This is a genomic window from Bradyrhizobium sp. Leo114, assembly GCF_055229415.2.
On sequence record NZ_JBUYEN020000012.1, the window covers coordinates 200146 to 226779 of the forward strand.

Annotated in this window: 22 protein-coding genes and 4 pseudogenes; 14 read left to right on the top strand and 12 right to left on the bottom strand. The window is 60.9% G+C overall.

The genetic code is table 11. From position 1 onward, the window contains the following. Positions 1 to 95 precede the first annotated feature (95 nt). The 5 genes and pseudogenes from pcaG to ACZIRK_RS17325 form a co-directional block, all read right to left on the bottom strand. A complete protein-coding gene (gene pcaG, locus ACZIRK_RS17305; protein WP_130225152.1) occupies positions 96 to 701 on the bottom strand; it encodes a protocatechuate 3,4-dioxygenase subunit alpha in 606 nt (201 codons plus the stop codon). Beyond that, positions 698 to 1402: a protocatechuate 3,4-dioxygenase subunit beta gene (pcaH, locus tag ACZIRK_RS17310; RefSeq protein ID WP_130225151.1), complete on the bottom strand. Its 705-nt coding sequence runs from the start codon at positions 1400 to 1402 to the stop codon at positions 698 to 700. Before pcaH ends, pcaG begins: the two co-directional genes overlap by 4 nt. 49 nt (positions 1403 to 1451) lie before the next feature. Continuing rightward, entirely contained in the window at positions 1452 to 1991 is a 540-nt protein-coding gene (locus tag ACZIRK_RS17315; RefSeq protein WP_130225150.1) for a 4-hydroxylaminobenzoate lyase, read from the bottom strand. Between the two features lie 31 nt (positions 1992 to 2022). After that, a complete protein-coding gene (locus tag ACZIRK_RS17320; RefSeq protein WP_130225149.1) occupies positions 2023 to 2751 on the bottom strand; it encodes a nitroreductase in 729 nt (242 codons plus the stop codon). Then, positions 2727 to 3954, bottom strand: a pseudogene (locus ACZIRK_RS17325) (ABC transporter substrate-binding protein). The gene ACZIRK_RS17320 and the pseudogene ACZIRK_RS17325 overlap by 25 nt, the downstream one beginning before the upstream one ends. Positions 3955 to 4189: 235 nt before the next feature. Here ACZIRK_RS17325 and ACZIRK_RS17330 point away from each other — a divergent pair. After that, the gene (locus tag ACZIRK_RS17330; protein WP_130225148.1) at positions 4190 to 5170 is read left to right on the top strand and encodes a LysR family transcriptional regulator; all 981 of its coding nucleotides are present in this window, start codon (positions 4190 to 4192) and stop codon (positions 5168 to 5170) included. A gap of 33 nt (positions 5171 to 5203) precedes the next feature. Here the strand turns inward: ACZIRK_RS17330 and ACZIRK_RS17335 are convergent, their stop codons facing one another. Continuing rightward, complete coding sequence (locus ACZIRK_RS17335; RefSeq protein WP_130225147.1) at positions 5204 to 6388, bottom strand: ABC transporter substrate-binding protein; 1185 nt, start codon at positions 6386 to 6388, stop codon at positions 5204 to 5206. 224 nt (positions 6389 to 6612) lie between these two features. Between ACZIRK_RS17335 and ACZIRK_RS17340 the strand changes: the two genes are divergently transcribed. Further along, entirely contained in the window at positions 6613 to 7206 is a 594-nt protein-coding gene (locus tag ACZIRK_RS17340; RefSeq protein WP_130225146.1) for a MarR family winged helix-turn-helix transcriptional regulator, read from the top strand. Positions 7207 to 7415: 209 nt separating this feature from the next. Here the strand turns inward: ACZIRK_RS17340 and ACZIRK_RS17345 are convergent, their stop codons facing one another. The 3 genes from ACZIRK_RS17345 to ACZIRK_RS17355 form a co-directional block, all read right to left on the bottom strand. Beyond that, positions 7416 to 8654: an NAD(P)/FAD-dependent oxidoreductase gene (locus tag ACZIRK_RS17345; protein ID WP_130225145.1), complete on the bottom strand. Its 1239-nt coding sequence runs from the start codon at positions 8652 to 8654 to the stop codon at positions 7416 to 7418. Next, positions 8651 to 9007, bottom strand: coding sequence for a Rieske (2Fe-2S) protein (locus ACZIRK_RS17350; protein ID WP_463327786.1), 357 nt, complete (start codon positions 9005 to 9007; stop codon positions 8651 to 8653). The genes ACZIRK_RS17345 and ACZIRK_RS17350 overlap by 4 nt, the downstream gene beginning before the upstream one ends. A gap of 69 nt (positions 9008 to 9076) precedes the next feature. Further along, positions 9077 to 10300 (bottom strand): Rieske 2Fe-2S domain-containing protein, encoded by a 1224-nt coding sequence (locus ACZIRK_RS17355; RefSeq protein ID WP_130225143.1) that lies wholly within the window; start codon positions 10298 to 10300, stop codon positions 9077 to 9079. Between the two features lie 89 nt (positions 10301 to 10389). Here ACZIRK_RS17355 and ACZIRK_RS17360 point away from each other — a divergent pair, with 89 nt between their 5' ends. The 7 genes and pseudogenes from ACZIRK_RS17360 to ACZIRK_RS17390 all read left to right on the top strand — a co-directional run bounded on the left by ACZIRK_RS17360 (position 10390) and on the right by ACZIRK_RS17390 (position 19524). Then, the gene (locus ACZIRK_RS17360; RefSeq protein WP_207230991.1) at positions 10390 to 11277 is read left to right on the top strand and encodes an SDR family NAD(P)-dependent oxidoreductase; all 888 of its coding nucleotides are present in this window, start codon (positions 10390 to 10392) and stop codon (positions 11275 to 11277) included. A 37-nt stretch (positions 11278 to 11314) separates the two neighbouring features. Continuing rightward, a complete protein-coding gene (locus tag ACZIRK_RS17365; RefSeq protein ID WP_463327789.1) occupies positions 11315 to 11809 on the top strand; it encodes a cupin domain-containing protein in 495 nt (164 codons plus the stop codon). Between the two features lie 299 nt (positions 11810 to 12108). Next, the gene (locus ACZIRK_RS17370) at positions 12109 to 13575 is read left to right on the top strand and encodes a catalase (RefSeq protein WP_130225142.1); all 1467 of its coding nucleotides are present in this window, start codon (positions 12109 to 12111) and stop codon (positions 13573 to 13575) included. An 84-nt stretch (positions 13576 to 13659) separates the two neighbouring features. Continuing rightward, positions 13660 to 14300: pseudogene (locus tag ACZIRK_RS17375) on the top strand (HD domain-containing protein). 575 nt (positions 14301 to 14875) lie between these two features. After that, positions 14876 to 17758, top strand: a complete 2883-nt coding sequence (locus ACZIRK_RS17380; protein WP_130225141.1) for an ATP-binding protein — start codon at positions 14876 to 14878, stop codon at positions 17756 to 17758. 184 nt (positions 17759 to 17942) lie between these two features. Next, entirely contained in the window at positions 17943 to 18410 is a 468-nt protein-coding gene (locus tag ACZIRK_RS17385; protein WP_130225140.1) for a nuclear transport factor 2 family protein, read from the top strand. A 34-nt stretch (positions 18411 to 18444) separates the two neighbouring features. Further along, entirely contained in the window at positions 18445 to 19524 is a 1080-nt protein-coding gene (locus tag ACZIRK_RS17390; RefSeq protein WP_130225139.1) for a LysR family transcriptional regulator, read from the top strand. An 89-nt stretch (positions 19525 to 19613) separates the two neighbouring features. Here ACZIRK_RS17390 and ACZIRK_RS17395 read toward each other — a convergent pair. Next, positions 19614 to 19816 (bottom strand): annotated as a pseudogene (locus ACZIRK_RS17395) (hypothetical protein); the annotation flags it as partial. Between the two features lie 319 nt (positions 19817 to 20135). Between ACZIRK_RS17395 and ACZIRK_RS17400 the strand changes: the two are divergent. The 4 genes and pseudogenes from ACZIRK_RS17400 (at position 20136) to ACZIRK_RS17415 (ending at position 22793) form a co-directional block, all read left to right on the top strand. Further along, positions 20136 to 21074: pseudogene (locus tag ACZIRK_RS17400) on the top strand (IS630 family transposase). 507 nt (positions 21075 to 21581) lie between these two features. After that, positions 21582 to 21791: a cold-shock protein gene (locus ACZIRK_RS17405; protein ID WP_018321049.1), complete on the top strand. Its 210-nt coding sequence runs from the start codon at positions 21582 to 21584 to the stop codon at positions 21789 to 21791. Positions 21792 to 22018: 227 nt separating this feature from the next. Further along, positions 22019 to 22258 (top strand): hypothetical protein, encoded by a 240-nt coding sequence (locus tag ACZIRK_RS17410; protein WP_027558111.1) that lies wholly within the window; start codon positions 22019 to 22021, stop codon positions 22256 to 22258. A 307-nt stretch (positions 22259 to 22565) separates the two neighbouring features. Then, the gene (locus tag ACZIRK_RS17415) at positions 22566 to 22793 is read left to right on the top strand and encodes a hypothetical protein (protein WP_130225136.1); all 228 of its coding nucleotides are present in this window, start codon (positions 22566 to 22568) and stop codon (positions 22791 to 22793) included. A 575-nt stretch (positions 22794 to 23368) separates the two neighbouring features. Here the strand turns inward: ACZIRK_RS17415 and ACZIRK_RS17420 are convergent. Further along, a complete protein-coding gene (locus ACZIRK_RS17420) occupies positions 23369 to 23614 on the bottom strand; it encodes a hypothetical protein (RefSeq protein WP_130225134.1) in 246 nt (81 codons plus the stop codon). Between the two features lie 453 nt (positions 23615 to 24067). On the opposite strand from ACZIRK_RS17420, the gene ACZIRK_RS17425 reads away from it, so the two are divergent. Then, a complete protein-coding gene (locus ACZIRK_RS17425; RefSeq protein WP_130225133.1) occupies positions 24068 to 24310 on the top strand; it encodes a hypothetical protein in 243 nt (80 codons plus the stop codon). Positions 24311 to 24885: 575 nt separating this feature from the next. Here the strand turns inward: ACZIRK_RS17425 and ACZIRK_RS17430 are convergent. Beyond that, positions 24886 to 25950, bottom strand: coding sequence for an MBL fold metallo-hydrolase (locus tag ACZIRK_RS17430; RefSeq protein WP_245474642.1), 1065 nt, complete (start codon positions 25948 to 25950; stop codon positions 24886 to 24888). Between the last annotated feature and the right edge of the window lie 684 nt (positions 25951 to 26634).

Below are 26634 nucleotides of genomic sequence, written 5' to 3' on the forward strand. Positions count from 1 at the left end.
GTATCGCTTGATGGACCGTCATCGGCTTTCCGTCGAACAGTGCTGATCGCTGTCATCCAGCGGGCGTGCTCGTGGAAAATATCTAGTCGCAATCGTTAAACATCGAAGAACGCTGTCTCGTTGTCGCCCTGCAGGTGAATGTCGAGCACGTAGCTCGGATTGGCTGCGCCGGCCTTGTGCCTGGCGATCAGCGTCGCGCGGCGATCGGCCGGCACCAGCGCCAGCACGGGATCGGCGGCGTTGGCCGCCTCGTCGTCGAAATAAATCCGCGTGTAGAGATGCAGCAGCATGCCGCGCGCATACACCGCGAGCAGGATGTGCGGCGCCTGCGGCGTGCCGTCCGGATCGGGCACCTGCCCCGGCTTGATGGTGTCGAAGGAATAGCCACCGCTGGCATCGGTGCCGACCCGGCCAAAGCCCTTGAACGCACTGTTGGGCAACGCGCGGGCATCCTGCGGGTCGGAGAAGCGGCCCTGCGCGTCGGCCTGCCAGATCTCCAGCATGCAGTCCGGCACCGGCACGCCTTCGCCGTCGAACACCGTGCCTTCGACGCGGATGCGCTCGCCGGAAACATCCGGCGTGATCAGGTTGTTGGTGAAGGCATCGTTCCAGGCGTACTCGCCGTTCGGCGTCAGGCCGTATTTGAAATACGGGCCGACCGTCTGCGATGGCGTGATGCCGTCCGGCCGCTGCTCGCTCACTGTCTATTCTCCATCGGCGTCGCGTTCCTGCCGCGCAGGACAATGTTGAAGCGGTAGCACAGCGCCCATTCCGGCTGGGTGTTCTCGAGATCGAACGACGAGATCATCCGCGCGCGCGCCTTCTCATCCGTCACCGAGTTGAAGATCGGGTCGAACGGAAACAAGGGATCGCCCGGAAAATACATCTGCGTCACCAGGCGCGAGATGAAGGCATGGCCGAACACCGAGAAATGGATGTGGGCCGGGCGCCAAGCGTTGTGGTGATTGCCCCAAGGATAGGCGCCGGGCTTGATCGTGATGAACCTGTAATAGCCGCTCGCATCGGTCTGCGCGCGGCCGGCGCCGGTGAAGTTCGGATCGAGCGGCGCCGGGTGCTGATCGACGACATGGATGTAGCGGCCGCAGGCATTGGCCTGCCACAATTCAACCAGCGTGTTCGGCACGCCGCGGCCGTCCTCGTCGAGCACATGACCGTGCACGATGATGCGTTCACCCAGTGGCTCGCCCTTGTGCTGGATGGTGAGGTCGTTGTCCTTCTCACGCACGGTCTCATGGCCGTAGACCGGGCCGATCAGTTCGGAGAGCGTTTGCCGGATCGGGATCAGCGGCCTCGAGGGCGCGCGCTTGATCGAACTCCTGTAGGCGGGAGACAACAGCGCGGGATGGATGCGCTTCGAAGCGGCCGGATAGATCGACGTCATATGCTTGCTCCAACAGCGGCGGCGCCACCTGGCGTAGCTCGATCAGCAATCAGGCTGGTGCTTTGAAGTCGTAGGAAATGCGACCAGCGGGAAGATAAAACAATGCGATGACCGCCCCGCCCCTGACCTCGGGATAGTGGCGGCTCCCAGGATCAGGCGCTGTCCAGCCGGGCCCCTGCCAGCCCTGCAATCCCTTCAGCTCGGCGCCTTTGTTCAAGGGCACCACAAGGTTGAGCTCGCCGTAGGGATGGCCGTGATACTGCCCGCGCAGGACGTCATGATCGTCCTCATCCTTGAAGCGGTGCGGATCGGCGCTGTTCATGTAGACGGCAGTGATGCTGAACTGAAACGTTTCGGCCGTCGGTTCGAGAATGCGGCTGCGCCGGTAATTCGGGCCGTCCACCTCCTGGTTCGCTGCCCAGCCTTCGTCGACGCCGATCTTGATCAGGCGAGCCAGTTCCTGATAGAGCGAGCTCTCCTCTCCATACTTTTCGTTGAGCCAACGCTCCATCTCGGCGCCGGGCGTCATGTCCTTGACTTCCCGGAGAAACGGAATGCTGCGCTGGATCAGTTGTTCTCGATTTCCCATGGCCGTCTCCTTTGACCTTCTCGATTGATTTCTAGGCTTCGAATCCCGCGAACGAGGCAAACTCGTCAACGTCCGCCCGCGGCATCAATCTTTTCCCCACCTCGACCTTGGCGCGGCCGATCGAGATGCCGCACACCACGATCTGCTCGGCGGGGATCGACAGCAGCGGGCGCAGGATCCGGTGATATCTAGAGAACGTCTCCTGTGGGCAGGACTGAAGCCCACGCCCCGCCGCAGCCAGCAGCACGTTCTGAATGAACATCCCGAGATCGAGCCAGCTTCCGACTTCCAGCCGGCGGTCGATAGTGACGATCAATCCCACCGGGGCGCCGAAGAATGCATAGTTCTTCGCGGTTTGCCTGCTGCGGGCTTCGACGTCGCCTTGAGCGATTCCGAGCGAGCCGTAGAACAGCCGTCCGAACTGCTGCCGGCGATTCAGGTATGGCGCGGGCAAATCGCTGGCGTAGTACTTGTACTCGGACACGTGATCGTCGCGGCACGTCTCGTGCGCCTCCAGCAGCGCCGCCGATACGCGGTCCTTGGCCGCGCCGGCGAGCACGTAGACGTACCACGGCTGGATAGTCGCTCCGCTCGGCGCGAACCGCGCGATGCGGAGGATCTGCTCGATGGTCCGTCGCTGGATCGGATCATCGGAGAATTCACGGCACGCGAAGCGGCCGGCGATGATCTCGTCGATCCGATTCTGCGCGACGCTGCTCGCCGCGTCGTCGCCGATCACGGCTTCTTCGAGAGCGGACATCCTCCTTCCTCCATCGGTTTGAAGGCTTCTTCCCCAGGAATTGTCGCGAGCAGCTTGTAGTAATCGAACCTGTACTTGGACTCCTCCGGAGACTTGACACGGAACAGATACATATCGCGCACCAGCCGACCGTACCTCCCGGATGCGGCCGTTCTTCGTCATGAAATCATTCACGGGCATTTCACGCAACTTGGCGGCGACGGTCGGACCATCCAGCGTACCCGCCGCTTCAACCGCCTTGAGGTAGTGCATGACCGCACCATAGGTGCCGGCATGGATCATGGTGGGAACCTTTTGGGTCTTCTCGATGAAGCGCTTCGACCATGCGCGGGTCCCGTCGTTGAGGTCCCAATAGAACGCCGAACTGAGCATCAGGCCTTGGGCGCTCTGCAGTCCGAGGCTGTGAATGTCGGCAATAAAGACGATCAGGCCGGCAAGCTTCTGCCGGCGCGTAACTCCGAATTCGCCAGCCTGTTTCACCGCGTTGATGAAATCGCCGCCGGCATCGGCGAGCGCGATCACGTCCGCCTTCGAGGATTGCGCCTGCAGCAGGAACGAGGAGAAATCCGGTGTATTGATCGGATGCTTCACGGCGCCGACGACCTTGCCACCGGTGGCGTCGATGACCTTGCGGCTGTCGGCCTCGAGCTGCGAGCCGAGGGAGTAGTCGGCTGAAAGGAAAAACCAGGTTTTTGCGCCGAGACGTGAGATTGCCTTGGTCGTTCCCCGCGACAGCGCGTAGGTGTCATATGTCCAATGGATTCCGGTCAATGAGCATTCGTCGCCGGTAAGGCGAGAGGTGGCGGCGCCGGTGGCGAGGAAGAGCTTCTTCCTGTCTCGCGTGATGCCCTGCACTGCGAGAGCGACGGCGGAATTCGGCACGTCGAGGATAGCCTCGACACTTTCATTCTCCAGCCATCGCCTGGCTATCACGGAGCCGACGTCAGCCTTGTTCTGGTGATCTCCCGCAATAATCTGGACGGCGCGTCCGAGCACCTTTCCTTTGAAGTCGTGCACCGCCATCTGCGCCGCGATGACCGAGCCCTGGCCACCATTGTCCGCGTAGAGCGAAGACATATCGGTCAGGACCCCGAGCTTGACGGGGCCGCCTTCCGCAATCGCTGACGTCGCCACCGTTGCGAGCGTCAGCGCCAATTCGAATGATTTGCGCCAGTCACCTCGGGACCTCACCCAGGATTTCATCGTGCGTCTCCTCCCAACCCGGCAGAGGCAATCATGACCAAACGGCCGTGGTACGGAAGTGAAACTCTCGCAGAGTAATCCTGAACCGTCTTCAGATCGCAGCGGCCGATAGCGACACAGCGCGTTCTTCGGCATCCATTCGGTTGCGTCCGCGGCGCGCGTGGCCTTAATTGGACCCGGGCGGCAGCAGCTTATCGGGGCGCCGATCCGCCAGTGACCGGAGGAGATCCCTATCGTGTCTGTTTCGTTCAAGACATTGGATTTGAACCTGCTCAAGGTCTTTGATGCCGTCATGGAGGAGCGCAGCGTGCTGCGAGCCAGCCAGAAGGTCGCCCTGAGCCAGTCCGCCGTGAGCCACTCGCTCGCGCGGCTCCGCGAGATGCTGGAGGACGAGCTGTTCGTGCGCACGGCAACAGGCATGCAGCCAACGGCACGCGCGCTGACGATGGCGCCGCTGGTTCGCGAAGCCCTGCGGTCCCTCGAGGCCGCGGTCGAACTGCCGACCTTCGTTCCGGCGGTCGCGACCAAGCAGTTCACGCTGGCCGCCAACGACTTCACCACGATGGCGCTGGCGTCTCCGCTCTTGAAGATACTTGGCCGCGAGGCCCCCGCGATCGACCTGATGATCAAGCCGGTGACGCGGATCGACCTTGCCGAGCAGATCGACCTTGGCCGCATCGACGTCGCCATCGGTGTCTTCTCGGTCCCCCCGAGCCGCTTCCGCTCAGCCCTGCTGTTCGAATATGACGATGCGCTGATCGTTGGCGGAAGACGCGAACTCGGCCGGCTGGACAAGGAGAAGCTGTCACGCCTGCCGCTGGTCGTCGTCTCCTTTGGCGGCGAGCAGGAGGGAGCGATCGGCGGTTTCATCTCCGAACGGGGTCTCGCCAGACGTTCGGAAATGTACGACCGCGCCGCGCTCGAGCGGGCGCTCGCCGAAAGCGACCGGCCACCGCGAATCGCGGTCTCCTTGCCGCATTTTCTTGCCCTGCCTGCCCTGCTGGCGGATTCCGACCTAGCTGCCATCGTCCCGCGTCCGTTGGCGAGAGTGCTCGAGCAAACCCATGCAATCACGACCTGCGAATTGCCTTACACGACGACACCCGTCGAGGTTCGGATGCTGTGGCATGAGCGTGTCGAGGGCGAGCCGTCCCACGAATGGCTTCACGATGTCCTCCGGCGCGCGACCGAGGCGCTCAGGCGCGGCGCGAGCTGATGGCATGCCGCGCCGGCGACCGATCGCGCCCACCTATCTGGCTGCCATGGTGCCGGAAAGCGGGACCCAGCGCTCGCCGTCGAATCGTTGTGGGCGGAGCGATTTGATCAGGCGATAGTCGTCCGGGCTCGTGTTGACGGTGATGCCCGGAATCAGGCCCGGAAGAGCTACGTTCTTCAGCGACGTGGCATGCTTCATGATGTTCTGCGGCGTAAGATCATCGCCACACGCTTCGATCACCTTGGTCATCAGAACGGCGACGTTCCATCCGGTGAAGTTGAGCTGATCCTGAATGTCTCCTTCGGGGTAGTATTTCTTCATGAAGGCCAGCCACTCCAGATAGGCGGGGTCGTTGGCCCATTCGGGATCGCCCACGGTCTTGGTCGGCGTGGCCGAAATCGCACCTTTTGCGTTTTCGAGCCCTGCCGGCTTGAGGATCGTCGCCACGAAGTTGCTTCCGATCGGCAGGAACTGCTGGGCGCGCCATCCCAGTTCAACCGCCTTGCGGATCGCCTGCGAGGTGAATTTGCCGGTCGACGCATTCAGGAAGACATTGGCATTGCTGCTGGCCAGCGACACGACCTGGGAATCAACGGTCGGCGCCGTGACCTCATAAGGCGCGGTAGCGACGATCTCCGCCTGCGGATCGAGCCGCGCCAGTTCGGTCTTGAAACTACGGAGATATTCGCGCCCGTAGTCATCATTCTGGTAGAGCACCGCAACGTGTGCTCGCGGAATGGCCTCGGAAACCAGTCGCGCGTAAATCGCCGCCTCGGTGCTGAACAGGGTCATTCCCGAGATGGTGTATGGGCTGGTCTTCGGGTCGGCAAAACGGTCGCTGGCGGCGAAGACAAAGAGCTGAGGCACTTTCCGGCCGTTCAGATATTTCTGGACCGCCGCGTTCTGCGCGGTCCCCATGCTGCCGAAGATCGCAACGGCCTCATCATTCTCCACGAGCCTGCGCGTCTGCTCCACGGCCTTTGGCGGGCTATAGCCATCGTCGAGCGAGATCAGCTTGATCTTGCGGCCATTGATCCCGCCGCGCTCGTTGATCATTTGGAAATAGCGGGTCTGGACCTTTCCGACCGCGCTCAGCGCCGATGCCGGACCGCTATAGGGCATCGTCTGCCCGAGGATCAGTTCGCCCTGAGCCGCCTTGGCTGCGCCTAACGTAGCCAGTGATACCGCGAGAAAGAGTATTGCGCCAAGTCCCCGCATGCGAACCTCCCCATGTGTATCATATTTCCTACTCGGAATATTCTTCCTAGGAAGATATTTGTCAACATCGGAGCAAGGCGTCGCATCGCCGCCGCATCGCGCCCGGATGCGGGCCTTGGACGAATACCAGGAACTTGCGCCGCGACACCCGAATTCGAGAGTGCTAGATTGCACCAAACATGGTGCCGGCGCCGCTGGCGCAGGACTAGCGAGGGTAGAAAGGAATGACGAAAAAGAGCGTGTCGCGCGGTGCAGAGCCAATCACCAGACAAACGCCAAAGCCGGATAGCACCCTCTACGATGACATCGAAGCCGCCTGGCTTGAGCAGCGCCCCGATCTCGACCTGACGGCCGCATTAACACTGTTGCGGCTGGAGCGCGTCAACCAGCTTCACGAGAAGCGGCTGCAGGACATATCAAAAGCCGTTGGCCTGCAGACCGGCGAGCTTTACGTCCTGCTGGCGCTCAGACGCTCGGGAAAACCGTATGAATTGCGCCCAACGGACCTGTTCCGCGCCCTGCTTGTCACCTCCGGCGCCATGAGCAAGCGGGTAGCGCGGCTGCAGGAAGGAGGGTTCATCCTGCGCGTCTCGGCGAACGATGATGGCCGCTCCGAGCTGGTCCGCCTGACCGCGAAGGGCCTTGCGACCGCCGACCGCGGTATAACCGAGATCGCGCGAGTCGTGGAGACCGTGACCGCGGCGAGCGGGCTGACCAAGACGGAGATCGCGATGCTCGACCGCTGCCTGCGGAAGCTTCTTGCGGTGAAGACCGTAAAGCCGACGAAGAAGATGGGCCGGCTCGCCACGACGGGCTAAAGCGTGATGAGATCAGGTTGAATTGCATCCCCAATGGATACTGCCCCTTCTCCCGCTTGCGAGGGCTGGGCTGGGGGTGACTTCGCCATTCACGCTGTCCAACCGTGTGGAGAGAGCCCCCGCCGGCGCTATGCGCCGACCTTCCCCGCGGGAGAGGTGACGTGAACCAGCGCGTAATCCAACCAAATAGCAATGCTCGAGACGCGAGATCAGGCGACCGTTTTTTCGGCCGCCTTCAGCAGCCATTTGAGATCGAACGAGCTGTCTGCCGCCTGCTCCGGCGCCGGCGAAATTCCCGCGGCAATGAGGCGCCGCGCCACCATCTGGTCGCCGGGTCTGTCGATGCTGTCAGCCGCGACCAATCTCCCCTGCCTGAAATGGAAGACAGAGAACCTGCCCTCCTCGACCGAGCCACGGGTTGCGATCTGGTCGCTGCGTCCGGAGAGCCCGACGATCTGCAGTTTGAGATCATACTGATCCGACCAGAACCGCGGGACGCTGTCGTACCGCTCATGGCTTTCCGCGATGGCGAGCCCCGCCGCCCTGCCCTGGTCCTGGGCGTGCTGGACCGATTCCAGCCTGATCCACCCTTCCGCGAACCGGTTGCAATGGTTTGCGCAGTCACCGGCAGCGTAAATGCCGGGAACCTCCGTGCTGCCGTGTTCATTCACGACGATTCCATTGCAGCATTTCAGTCCGGCGGCACTGGCGAGTTCATCGTTCGCGATTCCGCCAATGCCTACGACGACGAGATCCGTACGCAGGCGGGTGCCGCTGCCGAGAACGACTTCGGCGATCCTCCCGGCACCCCCGGTCATCGCGACGACGGTCTCGCCAAGCCTCACATCGACGCCCGCCTGCGCGTGCGCATCGAGCAGGAAGCGCGAGACAATCGGCGAGACGGCGCGTTCAAGCAGCCGGGAGGCGGCCTCAATCACCGTGGCCTTCTTGCCGAGCTTTGCCGCCGAGGAAGCGACCTCAAGTCCAATGAACCCACCGCCGACGATGACGATCTCGCTCGCCTGCCCTAGTCGCGCCTTGAGATCGCTGGCGTCGGCGACCGATCGAAGATAGCAAACCCCGTCGAGTCTGGCGCCGGGCACCAATATCCGCCGCGCCCGCGATCCGGTTGCGATCACAAGCCTGTCGAAGCCCAGTCGGGCGCCATCCGCCAACGCGACATGTTTCGCTTGCCGGTCAATCTCCACTGCCCGTCGGCCCGGAACCAGGTCGATCCGCTTGGCCTTGAAGAACGCATCGTCCCGCAGGATCAGGTTGTGCTCGCTGATTTCGTTGAGCAGAAAATCCTTCGATAGCGGCGGCCGTTGATACGGCAGCGATTTCTCGTCGCCGACGACGGTCACCGGTTCGGCATAGCCGGCATCACGGGCACTGAGTGCCGCCTGAACACCGGCATAGGATGCTCCGATGACAACAAGCCCGCTCACGATTTGACGTCCACCACGCTGTCGCGGACATCCTCATTCGCGGCCTCGCCGTCGAGATGCACAAAGACTTCGCCATCGCGGATCTCGACCTTGAATGCCCTGATATCCTTGTAGGCGCCTGAGCGGCACCTGCCGTCGCGTACGTCGAACATCGCACCATGCAGCGGGCATTCGACGACATGCCCTTCGAGAAAGCCGGTCGAAAGCAGAGCAAACGCATGCGAGCAGACATCGTCCGTTGCGAAGATCTCGTCATCAATCTTGTAGAGGGCGACACGCTGGTCGCTGACCTTGAAGCCCAATGGCTCCCCTTCGGGCAGTTTCGAGGCGGCGCATACATGTTTCCAGGTCATGGCCATGACGTCTCCTGAGCCGGGGAATGGACGCGGACAAGACATCCGCGTCCGACGCGTCCGATCTAATCAGCGGGGAATCTGTCGCCAGTCATCGGCGGCGGAAGTCAGCCGGCCGCCGACCGCGCGGATGTCCTTGTAGGACATGCTGTCGCTCTGGGCGCTCCTGGGCGGCTTGCCGTTCATGAAGCCGCGCACTTCCTCGAGCAATTGGCGACGGACCCTGACGATCGCCTGGTCCGCCGAGCAGAGATATTCCTGCGAACGGTCGACGATCGGCCCCATGCTGACCATCACCACAAAATCCTCGATGACGATCTCGTGGAAACCGGTGCTGTTGCCGGCATCCATGATCTGACGATTTTGCCCCCAATTATTGGCTTGATTGCCCGGAAGGCCGCCGGCCATCGGCCACTGATTGGCGCGTTGCACCTTGCGCCAGGAGTCCACCGGCTTCTCGGGATTATAGTAGATGTACCACTGGATCAGGTTTTCATCGTCGATCGGCACTGCGATGATCGCGGTACGATCCTGCTGCGGTCCGGAATAGATCGGCGCGATCAATCCGTAATAGGGCATCACGAACTCCGTGACGCGGGCGAGGCATGACCCATCGGGGGCGGATCGAAGCGCCGCGGCACGAAAGCCGTACGGCTTCTTCTCGAACGCGTAGCTGACTTCGGTATTGACCCGCGTCGCCGCAAAATCCGTTGCCGAGCTCGCGGTCCAGCTCTGATGCAGCAGCGCGACATGCGAGGAATCGATGGTCGCTTCGACACCCTGCAGCCAGTTCGCGTTGAGCTCGATGCCGGCCGCGTAGACCTGATCCGGTGGCAAATCCATCCATTCGAAGTCCGGCACGGGGGGCGCCGCTCCTTCGCCGAGCCAGACCCAGATCAGCCCGGCTCCTTCCCGGGTCGGATAGGATTTTACCTTGACTGTCTTTGCGAATTCCTTGGGGTTATTGGGCTCATTGGGAACATCGAGCACCTCCCCGCCGGCACTGATCTTCCAGCCGTGGAACAGACAGGTCAGCGAGCAATCACCGACACGCGCGAGCGCAAGTGAAGCACCCCTGTGCGGGCAGGCCTCGTCGAGGAAGCCCACGGTCCCGTCCTTGCCTCGGAACGCCACGAAGTTGCGGCCGAACAGCTTGACGCGCACCGGCGCCTCGCCCCTGCGCACCCGCACCGAGAGGACCGCCGGCAGCCAATAATGCTGACGCAGCATTCGCCCCATCGGCGCGTCACCTGTGACGCGGCACAGCAATTCATTCTCTTCCCTCGTGACCATAGCGAGACATCCCTGGTTGACCTTTGATTATCTCTGCCTATTATCTTCCCCGGAAGATTATTGTCAATGCATCTTCCTGGGAAGAAAAAATGCGGGATGATATGTCCGAGGGACGCCTGAGGGATTGTGTTGCGCTGGTGACGGGTGGAAGCCGCGGCGTCGGCAAGGGAGTGGCCATCGGACTGGCCGAGGCGGGCGCAACGGTGATCGTCACCGCGCGCACGCGCAGCAGCGGCGGCTCGGAATGGCCAGGCTCTCTCGACGAGACTCTTTCGGCAATCGACGAGGCCGGTGGCAAGGGCCTCGGCCTCCTCTGCGATCATTCCGATGACGGCTCGGTGAAGGACGTCTTCGATCTGATCCGCCGTGACTACGATCGGCTCGACGTCCTCGTGAATAACGTGTTTGCGGCGCCGAACGTCATGCCGGTCAACGTTCCCTTCTGGCAAGTTCCAACCTCGCTGTGGGACACCCTGCATCGCGTCGGCCTGCGCTCACACTTTGTCTGCAGCCAGTTCGCGGTACCGCTGATGCTGCCGCAGAAAAGGGGCCTGATCGTCAATACGTCATCCGGCGGCGGGGTCCGGTACACATTCAACGTCCCTTTCGGCGTACAGAAGTCGGGAGTCGACCGGATGGCCCGAGACATGGCGCATGAGCTCAAGCCCTTCGGCATTTCCGCCGTCTCGATCTGGCCCGGATACATCAAGAGCGAGAAGCTCGCGGCCCAACCCGATCGTGTCCCGGCGGCACTTGCCAAGCTCATCGCCGAGAGAGGCGAAACACCGGTCTTCGTCGGGCGCGCGATTGCTGCGTTGGCCGCTGATCCCGATGTGATCGCCAAGACCGGGCAGATCCTGCTCGCCTCCGAACTGGCGACTGAATACGGCTTCACCGATGTCGACGGGAAAATCCCGCCTCCGCCGAGCCGCGATCCCGCGCCACTTTCGGTATTCAAGCCGATCGCAGCAACTTGAGATCAAGCAGGAGAGGCCAATGAGCGTTGCACCGGAAATGATGACGCCGCTCGTGGAGCGGGACTGGCGCCGGTTGTCGCTGGCGATCCTTGCGGGTTTCGCCTGCGCGGCGGCGATCGCAAGAACGTTGCCGGTGGCAATGACCGCGATATCAGGCATTCCGGCGCCGCTATGCGCCGACAGCAGCTCGGCCGGCTCCTCGCTCAACAAGGTCGAGGTGATCAGTTCACACGCCTTGCCGAATGTACCCGGCAAGCGTCTGACCGTGGTCCGCGTCACTTACGGGCCGGGCGGCTTTACTCCGCCGCACCGCCATGGTGGCTCGGTGACGGCCTATATCACAAGGGGCGAAGTCCGCTCGCAGCTCAAGGGCGGCCCGCTGGAGACATTCGAGGTCGGACAATCGTTCTTTGAGCCACCGGGCGCGACCCACCTCGTCTCCGCCAACGCAAGCAACACCGAGTCGGCCGAACTGATCGCCGTCTTCGTCGCTGACGAGGGTGCGGAATTGACGACTCTCCTCGATCGATAGCGGCATGACCGCAACCAGAAAAACCGCGTGTTGCCTGGTCGCCCTGGAGGAACGGCCGCTCGTGAGGCCGCCCGCCTCGCACGTAGTCGAGATAGAAACTTTAGCTCCCAGTCAGCAGTCGATCGCGGTGAAACGCGGGTGCCGATGCGATCGTGGGAACTTGAAAAGTTGCGTCTAGTAAACTGCACCGGAAATCCGATAACCGTTACTGAAGTGCCGGGTGACCGGTTCGTATCATTGAACTCGGGCATTGCATGGAGTTGCTTTTGGAAAGTGCCCTGACAAGTAGGAAGCAAACGATGAGCGATTCTCGTCCTCCGATGACACACGCGACCGGCGCGCCGGTGGCGGACAATCTCAACATCATGACCGCAGGCCCGCGCGGGCCGGCGCTGCTGCAGGACATCTGGCTGATCGAGAAGATGGCGCACTTCGATCGCGAGGTGATCCCGGAGCGGCGGATGCACGCGAAGGGCTGGGGAGCCTACGGCACGTTCACGGTCACACACGACATCAGCCGGTACACCAAAGCCAAGATCTTTTCGCAGATTGGCAAGCAGACGCCTATGTTTGCGCGCTTCTCGACGGTCGCCGGCGAGCGCGGCGCCGCCGATGCGGAGCGCGACATTCGCGGCTTCGCTCTCAAGTTCTACACTGAGGAAGGAAATTGGGACATCGTCGGCAACAATACGCCGGTCTTCTTCTTCCGCGATCCGCTGCGCTTCTCAGATCTGAACCACGCGATCAAGCGCGACCCGCGCACCGGACTTCGCTCGGCCGATAACAATTGGGATTTTTGGTCGCTGCTTCCCGAAGCGTTGCACCAAGTGACGATCGTGATGTCCGACCGCGGAATCCCGAAGAGCTTCCGCCATATGCACGGCTTTGGCAGCCACACCTTCTCGATGATCAATGCGGCCAACGAGCGAGTCTGGGTCAAATTCCACTTCCGCACCCGGCAAGGCATCGAAAACCTCACCGATCAAGATGCGGCTGCGCTGGTCGCAAACGATCGCGAGACGCACGGACGCGATCTGCTCGACGCCATCGAACGGGGCGACTTCCCGCGTTGGACGCTATTCATTCAGGTGATGACGGACGCGCAGGCCAAGGCCCACAGTCACAATCCCTTCGATCTCACGAAGGTCTGGCCGAAGGCAGACTATCCGCTGATCGAGGTCGGGGTGATGGAGCTCAACCGCTGTCCGGACAACTATTTTGCCGAGGTCGAGCAGGCGTCGTTCTCGCCGGCCCACATTGTTCCCGGCGTCGGTTTCTCGCCCGACAAGATGCTGCAGGCACGCCTGTTTTCGTACGGCGACGCGGCGCGTTATCGGCTGGGAGTCAATCACCACCTCATTCCGGTCAACGCGCCGAAGTGCCCGTTCCACAGCTACCATCGTGATGGCCCAATGCGCACGGACGGCAATCTCGGCGGCACGCCGAGCTACTGGCCGAACAGCAAGGGTGCATGGATCGATCGCGATCCGCAGCTTGCCGAGCCGCCGCTCGAGTGGACGGGCGCAGCGGCGCACTGGGACCACCGCGTCGATGACGACCACTATGAGCAGCCCGGCATACTCTTCCGCAAGATGACGCCGGCGCAGCAGCAAGTTCTGTTCGAGAACACCGCCCGCGCGATGGGGGATGCGCGTCTCGAGGTGAAGCAGCGTCACATCGCCAACTGCGCGAAAGCCGACCCGGCCTATGGTGCAGGCGTGGCGAGGGCGCTGGGACTTACGCCTGCACAGGCCGCCGCAGAATAATCGGCGGCTCCCAATCACCACAGCCGCACGCCCCGTCGCGATTCACGCCGCTCCGGAGGTTTCCGTAACGATGGAGACACTTCCATGTCCGAGATGATTGCCGGCATTCGAGTGCCGGACAGCGCTATCGCCCACGCCGCCACCCAGCTCGTCCGCGATACCGAGGATGACCCGCTTTACAACCACAGCCGCCGCGTCTTCTTTTGGGGGGCGCTCACCGGCGAGCGCCGCGGCCTGAAGTACGACCCGGAGCTTCTGTATCTTGGCGCCATGTTTCACGACATGGGGCTGACCGAACGCTATTCGAGTCCCGATCTGCGCTTCGAGGTTGACGGGGCCAACGCGGCCCGCGATTTCATGAAGAGCTACGGCGTCGCGGAGCGCGATGTTGAGGACGTGTGGACCGCGATCGCGGTCCACACCACGCCGGCATCCCCGAACATATGCGTCCAACGATTGCGCTGGTGACTGCAGGCGTGGAGATGGATGTGCTTGGCATCGCCTATCACGACTTCAGCCATGAGCAACGCGACCATGTCTGCGCCCACCATCCGCGCGAGGCAAACTTCAAGGAAAACATCATTGACCACTTTGCCAACGGCATCATCAAGAAGCCGCTGTCGACCTTTGGCAATGTGAAGGCCGACGTGCTGGCACTGAAGGACATGAATTATGTCCGCCAGAATTTCTGCTCGATCATCCTTGGCTCCGCTTGGCCTAGCTGACACGGCAACGCCGGGGTAGAGCTCGCTTTCGCGGCGGAACCGGCCGAAGGTCGTGGACTTCAGCGGGACTGCCTTGTCGCAACCATCTCTGTCAGAGATCGTGCAGCGCTGAACCCTCACATTTGGCGTCGGTCCGTGGGCTTCCGGTACCTGTCGCGAATGCGCATTCCGGAAAATACCACTGCGTGCTGGTTAGACTGCGACGTCCATGCAACACCACGCGCGCGGCTGTAAGTCAGCTCTGCTAACCACGTTAACTCATAGTGAGCGCCCGGGATTTCATATTCCGACTTGTTGATAATAACCTCGCCAAGGCCAAGGAGCAGCCTCGCGATCTCCTAAACGTACCCATTGATCTCAAACCAGCGAGGCGGTTCCTGAGCTTCACGCCGGTTGTCCAGCCTGGCGGCCCTTGGGGCCTTGATTTACACCATCGTATACTTGTCCTCACGGAAGGTTAGAGCGTGTTAATAGTCTGGTTCGTTCCATCGGTAGATGCCGGCAAGTGCATGTGAGCAACTGCTGCAGCGAACGCAGCACTGTAGATCCGCGAGCATATCGACCGGTGGGGCTGGGTGAAGGTTGAGGACGCTTCCTTGCAGCAACGCGCTTACGAGGGTGAGTCATTTCACTTTGGACCGTTTCGTCTGGCGGTCTCTGAAAGGCTGCTGATGAACGGAGACGTGCAGGTGCCGCTGGGCAGCCGCGCGCTCGATGTCCTGATTGCTTTGGTGGAACGGCCAGGCGAGGTCGTCAGCCATGGGGACCTGATCAAAAGGGTTTGGTCCGGCGTGATCGTCGAAGAAGCCAGCCTTCGGGTTTCTGTTGCGGGGATCCGCAAAGCGCTCGGCGATGGTCGCGACGGTGCGCGTTACATTACCAACGTTCCCGGACGAGGTTATTGCTTTGTGGCGCCGGTCCAACGCTTGGTGCAAGGTGGCCAGTCCGCGGCTACACCTGTCGGGCGGGGCAAGGTGCAGACCCTGCCTGCGCGTTTGCTGCGAATGGTTGGCCGCGACGAGACAGTCGAAGCGTTGCGCCTGGAGGTAATGTCGCGGCGGTTCGTCAGCATCGTCGGGCCCGGCGGGGTCGGCAAGACGACCGTGGCTGTCGCCGTTGCGCATGGGCTGACGGACGAGTTCCGCGAAGCAGTCTGCTTCGTGGACCTCAGCGCGCTGCAGGAGGGCGCGCTCGTGGTTCCGGCAGTCGCTTCAGTCATGGGATGCCTGGAGCATACGCAGGACTCACTATCGCGGCTACTCGCATTCCTCACCGACAAGCGTCTTCTGCTGGTTCTCGATAGCTGCGAGCATGTGATTAAGGCCGTCGCTGTCCTGGCGGAGGGGCTTTTCCGTGAAGCGCCGCTTGTCCACATTATCGCGACCAGCCGCGAATCCCTCCGCGTTGAGGGCGAGAACGTCCACCCGCTTCGCTCTCTCGACAGTCCAAGAGGCGCGGCGTCGATGACAGCGGCCGAGGCACTGGCCTCTCCTGCTGTACAGCTCTTCATGGAACGGGCCGCTGCCGGCGGATATCGGGACGAGCTTACCGACGAGGACGCGTCCCTTGTCGCCGACATTTGTCGCCAGCTTGACGGGATGCCGCTCGCGATCGAGCTGACGGCCAGCAGGGCGAGCACTTACGGCATCGGTGGACTGGCAGAGCTGATCGGTGACCGCTTGATGCTGCTTTGGCAGGGGCGGCGCAGCGTGCCGCGACACCAGACGCTGCAGGCCATGCTCGACTGGAGCTACGAGCTCCTGTCGGAGCGCGAGAAAGCAGTCTTATCCGCGCTATCTGTGTTTGTCGGTGCGTTCACAATGAAGATGGCGCAAGCCGTCGTAGCAGACGCGGACCGCGATGAGCTGCAGCTTGTAAACGCCATCGCAAACCTGGTCGACAAGTCGTTGATCTCGGTCTCGCTGACGGGAGGCGCGAGCCCCTACCGGCTGCTTGATACGACGCGGGCCTATGCCGCGGTCAAATTGAAGGAGCAGGGGGCGGCGAACGCAACGGCAAGACGGCACGCGCTCTACCACGCAGAACGCCTCGCGGGACTCCGGACCGGCGTCTTGAGGGATCGCGATCTAACGCCCTACTCACGGCACATAGGCGACATCAGAGCGGCACTCGAGTGGAGTTTTTCGCCGTCCGGCGACAGGTCGGTCGGGGTAGCGCTGGGCGCAGGCGCAGTGCCCCTCTTCCTTGGAATGTCGATGCTGCGCGAGTGCCGCTGGTGGAGCCTGCAAACGCTGCGTGCGCTGTCAGAGGAAGATCGCGGGACAAAGCTCGAATTGGGACTGCAATTGTCCTTGGCGACATCATCGATCCACGCTCACAGTGACAGCGTAGAGGTAGGAGCGGCACTGGAACGGGGACTGAGCCTTGCCGATTCCCTGGGCGATGCCGACTACCAGTTGGAATTTCTGGCCGGTCTCAATCTTTATCGCGCTCGGCTCGCGGATTCTCGCGGCTCGTTGGCTGCAGCGCAACGCTACGCTGCCATAGCCAGGGAATTGGGCCGGCCGCGGGAGGTCGTGATGGCCGAGTGGATGCTTGGCGCGAGCTATCATCTGGTGGGAGAGCAGGCGGCTGCCCAGCAGAGCTATAAAAAAGGCTTCGAGGACGCAGCGGCTGCCAGCGTGAGCGTGCTGCATTCCTTCGGATACGATCATCAAGTGCGAGCGTTCGTGGGTTACGCGCGGACATTGTGGGACTGCGGCCTTCCGGATCAGGCGGCTCAGTTCGCATATAGAGCGATCGAGGTCGCCGAAAGGAAAGAGCATCCTGTCTCGCTTTGCATCTGCCTCGTCTTTGTCGCGCCGGTGTTTCTGTGGCGGGGCGATCGGCAGATTGCGGAAGAACTCGTAGAACGACTCATTACCTACGCTGGCAGGTACTCGCTCGCCATGTACAGGGCCGGCGGCCTCGGCTTGCGAGGAGCGCTTATGCTGGAGAGAGGGGATACAGAGCTTGGCATCAAGACGCTGCGCGAAGCGTTGTCCACTTTGCGAACCGAACAGCGAAACATCCTCTTGCCATCCAATTCGCGCGCCTTGGCCGAAGGTCTGGCCCGCACCGGAAACTCGGCAGAAGCGACCAGCATCATTGATGCGGCCGTAACCAACGCAATGCGCGGCTCCGGAGCCTTTGAACTACCGGATTTACTGCGGACTCGTGCGGCGGTGCTGCTCGCGGCGTCACCGGCGAACTGGCCGGCCGCCGAGACCTCGCTCAAGGACTCGCTTGACTGCGCCAGGCAACAGCACGCTCTTGGGTGGGAGTTGCGTTCAGCGACGGACTTGGCCCGCTTGTGGATGGAGCACGGGCGCGTGGACGAGGCACGGGCGCTGCTCGGCGACGTGTACGGACAATTCACGGAAGGATTCGAAACTGCCGACCTGAAAGAGGCAGAACGTCAGCTTCGCGTTCTCGGAGTCCGGACGTCTCGTCCTTGAGGTATTTCGTTCTCGCGGGCAGCGAGCCACGCCAGGGTTGTCAGGTCCGAGACGCAGAATCCGGCGGATGCTGCATCGCAGCATCGGCGCCAGCGTGAGGCTTTACACTCTGTTACATCAATAAACTCGCCGCCAGTCCGCTGTTGCTCCACTCTGTGTTCCCGTGAGCCGCGGAGCAATGGCCATGTCACCACGCTTTCCCCTGCCACCCTTCACTTGGGACACCGCTGCGGAGAAAGTCCGAGCTATCGAGGACTGCTGGAATAGCCGCGAGCCCGCCCGGGTGGCACTGGCCTACACCATCGATAGCTTCTGGCGAAATCACCTCGAGTTTTTCTCCGGACGCGCCGCCATCGAAGCGTTTTTGGCGCGCAAATGGGCAGATCAGTTGGAGTACCGGCTGATCAATGAAGTCTGGGCATTTACCGACAATCGGATCGCGGCGCGCTTTGCCTATGAATATTGCGACAGGGGAGGACGTTGGTTCAGGGCCTATGGAAACGAGAATTGGGAGCTCGATCCGGATGGGCTGATACGACGGCGTCTCGCCAGCATCAACGAATATCCGATCGCTAAGACCGACCGGATGTTCCTGTGGCAGCTGGGACGCAGGCCCGATGACCACCCTGAGCTTAGCGATTTCGACTTTTGAGACGCTTGACGCAATCCATCCGAGTGATTCTGCGATGACGACACAGTTCAACCGGCTTGATCTGAACCTCTTGCGCGTCTTCCACGCCATCATGGAGGAACGAAGCGTGTTGCGCGCGGCCCAGAGGATTTGCCTTAGTCAGTCGGCCGTCAGCCACGCTCTCGCGCGGCTGCGGGAGATGCTGGACGACGAATTGTTCGTCCGCACGGCAAGCGGAATGCAGCCGACTGCGCGTGCGCTTGTCATGGCTCCATTGATCCGCCAGGCATGGAAATCGCTGGAAGCGGCGATCGGTCTGCCCAGATTCGAGCCCGCCAAATCGGCCACGCGGTTCACAATCGCAGTGAACGACTTTGTGACCGCGGTTATGGCACCTGATCTCCTCCGCCTGTTGAGACAAGAGGCGCCGTTTGTCGATCTCGTGATCCGTCCGGACGCTCGGATCGATTTGACCGAGCAGATCGATCGCGGACAGATCGACGCCGCAATCGGAACCTTCTCGGACGTTCCAGCGCGGTTCCAGTCGAGCTCGCTGTTCGCGTATGACGATGTTCTCATCGCCCATTCTTCGCGGAAGCTTGGCAGACTGTCGCTCGAATCGCTGTCCCGCCTGTCACTCGCGGCGGTGTCGCTGCATGGCGAGCACGAAGGGCTCGTGAACGGCTTTGTGTCCGAACGTGGATTGACTCGCCGATCGGACATGTACGATCGAGCGGCGCTCGAACAGGCCTTCACCGGATCGCAGCAGGCCCCGCGTATGGCGATTTCACTGTCACACTTTCTTGCGCTGCCTGCTCTGCTCGAGGATTCCGAGCTCGCCGCGATCGTACCGCGACCACTCGCGAGCTCATTGGCCAGCATCCACCCCTTGTCGACATACGAGCTGCCCTACAAGACGGGCTTGATGGACGTTGGCGTTCTCTGGCATGAGCGCAATACGAACGATGCGCCGCAGCAGTGGCTGCGAGAGATGCTGAGGCGTGCAACCGGATCGCTGCGCGCAAGTCCTGTTCGTTTCCCATCAACCCTCATATGTTCGTCGCCTTCAGCGGCCTCCATAGCGCGCTTTGCTACACTGGTATCGTCGCCCGCCAACGAAGCATTGGAGATATGAAATCCTGACGGAACTACTTTCCCGCCGGGCGGCCGACCTCATTTCGGCCGGTATGGGTCGGAGGGTTTAGGGGCCATCACTTAGATTGCCTAGGCTGTTCGATAGCTCCAGTCGTCATTGTATAAGGATGCGCGCTGGACCAGCTTCTCCGTGCTCAACGTCGCTTCGATCTCGGCAACGTCCAAGCCAGCCGATCGGCCCATGCCTTCTGTCCGGCCTGATCAGTGATCAGATCCTGGCGGATCTCGATTCCAGTGTTCATCAGCCCGCGCCTGTTGCCATGAACGGGATCGTGTAGTCCGTCTGCATCCTCGATCGGACCGTCGGGCTCAAGGCTCACGGTGGCTCGGAATGGCTTATCGGGCTCACTACCGTTAATCGGCGTGGGATCCCGACGCCGATCGGCACGATAAATCTTTGATCGAGCGGTCATGCTTCGGCGCCGATTTGGAGGCTGCGAACGCCTGTCTCGTCGCGAGGGAGCCGTGCACTCAAGACCCGACGGGATCAGGCGACCCTAAAGCGGGATGGGGTTAGGTTGAATCGATTTGGGATTCCCAAATCAGTGTGTTTCTGATTCACCATGCTGGCTGGATAGGAGGCCAGCATGGATGGGCAAGCCTTATTCTCTGGATCTGCGTAAGCGTGTCGTGGCCGCGATCGAGGGCGGGATGTCGCGCAATCGGGCGGCCAAGCAGTTCGGGGTGGCGATCAGCACGGCCGTCGGCTGGATGCAGCGGGTCGAGGAGACCGGTAGCGTTGAGCCCGGCCAGATGGGCGGTCACAAGCCGAAGGCGGTTCGGGAGACCACGCAGTCTGGCTGTCGCAGCGGATCAGGGACGGCGATTTCACCATACGCGGTCTCGTTGCCGAACTTGCCGACCGCGGCCTGAAGGTCGACTACCACTCGGTGTGGGACTTTGTGCATGCCGAGAAGTTCAGCTTCAAAAAAAAGCGTAGCGGCTGGCGAACGCGATCGACCCGAGGTCGCGCGGCGGCGAGCCCAGTGGACAAAATATCAAGGTCGCGTCGAAGCTGAGCGGCTGGTCTTCATCGACGAGACCTGGACCAGGACTGATATGGCGCCCCTGCGGGGATGGGCGCCGCGCGGGCGCAGACTTCACGCCAAAGTTCCACATGGCCGCTGGAAGACCATGACCTTCCTGGCGGCCCTGCGCCATAACCGGATCGATGCGCCATGGTTCATCGAGGGGCCGATCGATGGCGTGAGCTTTCGCACCTATGTCGAGAAGGTTCTTCTGCCCGTCCTTCGACCCGGCGATATCGTCGTCCTGGATAACCTCGGCAGCCATAGGAGCAAAGCAGTTCGCCAGCTCATCCGTTCGGTCGGTGCCAAACTGTTCTTCCTGCCAAAATACTCACCCGACCTGAACCCGATCGAACAGGTCTTTGCCAAGCTCAAGCACCTGCTCCGCAAAGCTGCCGCGCGAACCGTCGACGCGGTTTGCGCCGCAATCGGCCATGCACTCGATGCCTTCACCTCCGAGGAATGCGCCAACTACCTCAAAAATTCAGGCTATCGAACTTAATGCCATCGCGCTTTAGTTCGACTTCGTCCGGCGGCAGGTCCGCCCAAACAATCGGAACGGACGCGAAGTGGCAGATTGATCAAAGCCATTCTACAGCAGCCTGATGTAGTAGCGGCAGCACCGCGCATACTTGCGTTAGACTGGCCGGTGCTGGCCGCAACGCCTGCGGTACCGAACGGCCGTAAGGAGTTCGCTGACCCGACATGTGGAACTGCCATGCTCCCGATCCGGCTTCGACCACTCAAGCCTCGCCGGCGCTAGTCGCAGGGTTGACGTGATCATCCGATGATCAGTGCACTACCACGCTGACGCACCGCTGGCTTTCTTCTTGAAGTCTGTCAACTGCTAGTGTATTGTCTCACGCATCGATACTGGCCGAACAACTGTTCCGCTTTCGCCTCAGATCCTGACGGCGCGCACGTTTCAGACATTCTCCATCATCGACTCACCGGACGGCTGGCGGCAACTCTGCGCGCCAGGTCCTGCGCGCATAAGAAGGAAAACCTGATGAACACCGGTACAGTGAAGTGGTTTAATACCCAAAAGGGCTTCGGCTTTATCCAGCCATCAAACGGCACCAACGACGTCTTTGTTCACATCAGCGCGGTCGAACGCGCCGGTATGGGAACTCTGACGGAAGGTCAGACGCTGTCTTACGATGTCGTCGCAGACCGTCGTACTGGCAAGTCCGCTGCCGAAAATCTTCGTGCTGCTTAGTTAAGAGCACGACAGACCTATCGCTCTAGCCACGGATGTACTGGCAGAGCTTGTGGTCCTGCCCCGCTCCCGAGTTATCGGGGCGGGGTTTTTCATTCAAGCAGGTAAAAAGATCGAAAAGCGGGCGCGACTGCGGCTTCCTGTTGCGCCTGTGTCCGGTGGGCTACGTCAACATGTTCACCAGCCGCATCGGGAACGTGATTCCTCAGTGCCAAGCAGGAGAGTCAATGAGCATCGTTAAACGTCATCTGGCCGAGCAAGAAGAACGCATGGTCCTGATCGAGGAGATTTGTATCGATACAGGAGCGCTTGTCTTGGACACTGCCACAGACGAAGTTTACTTCTCCGCGGACGAAGCGGCTTACAAGAACGCATACGTCACGGTGTTTCAAGCTTGGGCGAAGGGCACGATCAAGGGCACAGCGGAACAGATATTCGAGGCTACAAAATCCATTCTTGAAGACTAGCGAGACCGCCGATAGACCCGCAAACGTCGAGAAAGCAAATATGTCATACGCTTATAAGCTAAATGAAGAGGTTCGGCACCACGCTCAAGGTCCCCAAGGACGCGCCGCAACTGAAGCGCCAAAGATCTACACGATCGTACAGTGCATGCCGATCGAGACCGATGGACGAGTAAGATACCGCATCAAGTGCAGGTCCGAGAACATTGAGCGCGTGGTTACGGAAGATCAGCTTTCGTATTTTCACTGATCTCCGTATCTTTGCCGCAAGCGTTCATCAGACAGTGCCCGGAGGCAGCAGGGAGGAAAAATGTCAGACCGGCGGGAGCTCTATCGGAGCCCAAACGGGGACGCGTGGTTCATCGCACGCGAGCCCACAAACGGTTACGCTTTCATCATCCACCAGCCCAATGCGCCCTCTGGTGGCCGGCTATCTCACGTCGAGCTGGGCGAGTTCTTGCGTGACGGGAAGCGACCCGAACAGCAAGCATTGTTGCGATTGATCGGAACGCTGGTCGAGGTCCCGCCGTTTGCGTAGGATCATTACACTCATCGATCATGGCCAACTCGCCTCATAACGCTGATGGCCCACTTCAAGGCTGCTGCCAACTTGAACGCGAGTCTAACACTTCTTTGTAGGTCGACACGTTGGGCTACCGGCCGCGGGGATCTTCGACGGGCCACAAGCGTTCAGCACCCTGCTTTGCCGCGAGAGAGTCTCGGCCGCCCGCGAGAATGGCGCTTCGGTTGAGGGAGCTGGAATAGTACAAGCGAGTCCAGACCTTCAGCCACGCCAGAAGCACCTGACGCACGCCTGAAGGATTCATCGAGTCACTTCGCGTAACCCTGTGATCGGAGCCAAGCGATCCGACGCTCTCCATTCATCCAATCATCAATATCGGCTTTGCTCGTGAAGCCCGTAATCTCTCGCGCTTCTGCGCCCGGGTACTCGGCGATGATTGCCCAGTCGCCCTCGGATTTACGAACTGGTTTGAAGCTCACTTTTATTTTTGCCATGCCGAACTATGTAGGAAGGCGGCCAAAAAGGGAACCCCGTTGTGCCATGTTCGGCCTAGAGTAAGTACCAGACGCCGCCGGCCTACCGAGGATGCCTTACTCTGGAGCGATCCTGTAGACATCGCCGGGTTTGAGGTTGAGTTCCTCGAACATCCTCTGCTGCTTTTCAGTCAGGACCGCTGGCACAACTTCCGCAGTCCAGCCTTCGGGAACGGCAGCAAGGACTAGCGTCAATGCCTGATTAGGCTTGGCTAAGGCGAGCCACATCTGCTTCGTTGACTGCGGAGCGTCGTCCGAGGTGACCTCAACGATAGTGAATGAAGTGCCGAACGACTCTGCCATCAATGGCTAATCCGCGGAATTGCTAGGAGTTGCAATAACTAGCTGGGTCGCGGAAGGCGGACGGGGCCAGCAATCAATCTATAGGTGGGCACCCAAGCGGTGTTCCACGATTCTATGGTCGCGCCGCAAACCGAGCACTCGAAGCTGGCGATCTGCCGACCCAGGGCCATCGCCTCGGTTCGGGTATAGACCGCTCCACACTGGCAGGATCGGTAATGAGAATCGGGCATCCCCGTTTATGCGCTCAAAAGGCGAAACGGGCCACTGCGAAAATTGAACTAGGCCGCTGAGGATGGAAGCAGGATAGCCGGTGAAGCCGGGAGATACAGGCCCCCGAGAGCTAAGCCTGGCACCGCTGTGCGGGCGCCGCCTTGCCCCAGCTCTGCATATATAGTTACTCTCCACTAGTTACTCTCCACGCGAAGCTCAATTCGATACTGGCAGAAACTTCACATGCCAACGACGACACGCGAGTACATTAATTTCTGGGTCGAGAACAGCGTTCACGCTGCGGAGCAATATGGGATGCCGGGCGCTTCGCAAAGCGTGGACGTATTGGTTGACCGCCTCGCTGAGGGGGCCAAGACTCAAAACATCCCGCGAGAGGCCCTTGAGAAGGCGGTCGGTGATCTAAAGCAGTACATTGAGGGAAAACTCGCGACTGCTAACCGGATTGAGCAGGATCGCCGCAAGTGACCTCGAGTTGCGCAGAGCCGACGAAGTCGCGTCTATCTAGCTCCGATCAGGAAAGGCACTGTGAGAACGGCCATGGCAATGCGAGAGGAAATAAAGCGAGTGATACATGCTGCGACACCCGGTATGTCGCAGCAGCTCTACTCAACACTGCTGGTGTTAGGCGAGCTCCTTAGCAACGCACTCGACAGAATCGATGAACTCGAGAAGAAGGCCGGCGGACAAACGGTAGACAAGCGCTGATCGCCGCCCGATCTCATTGCTCAAGCTTTTTCCGGCTACCTAGAACGGCGTGAGGTTAGCCACAGGCGAGGTCCGCAATGGGTCACGCACGGAAGAACTCAGGTTGAGCATATCGAGTCCGCTTTACCCCCAAAGAGCAGACATCTAGACTAGCGGACATGCCGGGTCGGCCGCTGGGGCCAAATCCGGACATTGTTAGCACGACGCCCAAAGTCATCGACATCGCACTACTCGTTCGGCATGGCGATACGATTCAGACCCTCCAGCATCCGCTGGTGCCAGCAATTGCACCCGTTCGCGGCCGTGAGCGCCGGGATTGCGTGTGTCCTTCTTGCTCAGGCAGCGAAGATGAAGCGTGTGCCCGTGTAGGAGCGCAGGAGCTTGTTCGGCATCTCGGCCTTTGCCATTTCGTAGAACGGCTCACCCGTGCAGTGCAGCGGAATGACGTAATCGATGTCGATACCCTTCAGCGCTGTGATCGTGTCGCGCACATAGTCCTCCTTGTAGGGCGCGAGGTGGAAGCCGCCGATCACCGCATGAACCTTGCTGATACCCGACGCCGCTTGGGCTTGTTTGATTGCGTTGATTACCCCGCGATGGCTGCAAGACGTCAACACGATCAACCCGCGGCCTTTTAGATTGAATGCGGTGGCGATCTCGTGCCGGAATTGGTCCGGGACGACAGCCTTCATCCGTTCGTCCTCCGGAAGCTTGTCGGCATAGCATCCAATGCCGCGATCCACGCCGATCTTCATGGCGCTGGGGGACAGCAGCTTCTCAAAGCTCGTTTGGCCGATGTGCCCCGTGGTGAAGCCGTGATCGGCGACCAGTGCCGGCCCTTCGGCATAGGTCACCGCGACATTGGCACCTTCCAGTGCCTTGCGATCCAAGGCTCCAAAGTCGCCGCGCACCGGCGGAGCAGTCCATTCGCGGGAGCAGAATGCCTCCTCGCCGCCGATGTAGATCGGTAGCTTGGCTTTGAGCTTGCCGTTGTTTTGTTTAAGGAAGCCGGCGAGACCGCCAAAGTGATCGTAGTGACCGTGGCTCAAGACCAGCGCATCAAGCGCGGCCGGATCGATGCCTACGAGATTGGCGTTGTTGACCAGCGCGTCCGGTGTGAAGCCGAAATCGACCAGCACATGTCGTGTTTCGGCGCCGCGCCGCGACTCGACGTGCATCGACAGTCCGAACTCACTGATCAACGTTTTACCCGGCGGCTTGCCACTGCCGATGCCCCAGCCGAAGTGTTCAATCTCAACATCGGAAACCTTCCGGCTCGGCGCGACAGCGAATTGGTAGCTGTCGACGACCACGCGCACTGCCACACGATCGATCTCCGGAACCTTACCGGCGACCGTTTCTGCGCGTACCGGCTTCCCGCTGCCGATCAGCGTCGCCACGAGGGCGCTGAACAAGGCAGCACCGCCGCCGCATACCACATCGCGTCGATGAATTGCGTTGCATTGGCAAATTAACATGATCAAATCCTCCGTTTACGTGGCCTCTGCTGCCGCAAGGCATCACGCGGAAACGCACTCCGGGGCGGAGGCGTTGGGGTGCCGAACACACCGGCGTCTGGCAGCCCGCACACCGAGGATTAGACGCATCCTATCCCGCACGGGACAGCGTCGCGAGTCACATTGGTCCGGTTCGGGTCAAAGGCGGCCCCCGCTTCGCTCAAATTGGACCCAAGTACGTCTCCAATCGTCTCAAAGCGGACGCGGGATTGGAAGGGCTCCGGGCTGAAAATGACCAGCCTCACTAGCTGAGGAGGTCAACCATGACCGATATCCCAAGCACCATCCCTGCCGTTTCGTGAGAAGGTGCGCCAGGTGTTGGCCGACACGCGGCCTGATATCGATGATTCCGAGGTCGAAACGCATTTCGCACAACGCCGTGCCGCTGCGCTTCGAAAGGCACCGGAGCAGGAACGGTGAAACTAGAGCGTGATGAAGTTAGGTTCGTGCATATCCTGAGTTTGCCAAGTAGCTTGCGCATTCTTTGGGCGTGAAGAGCTGCAGAACCTGGCCGATGGCGAGGCAGACAGCGTCGACGGTTCGGGCGGCCGCTTTTCGGAGAAAGTG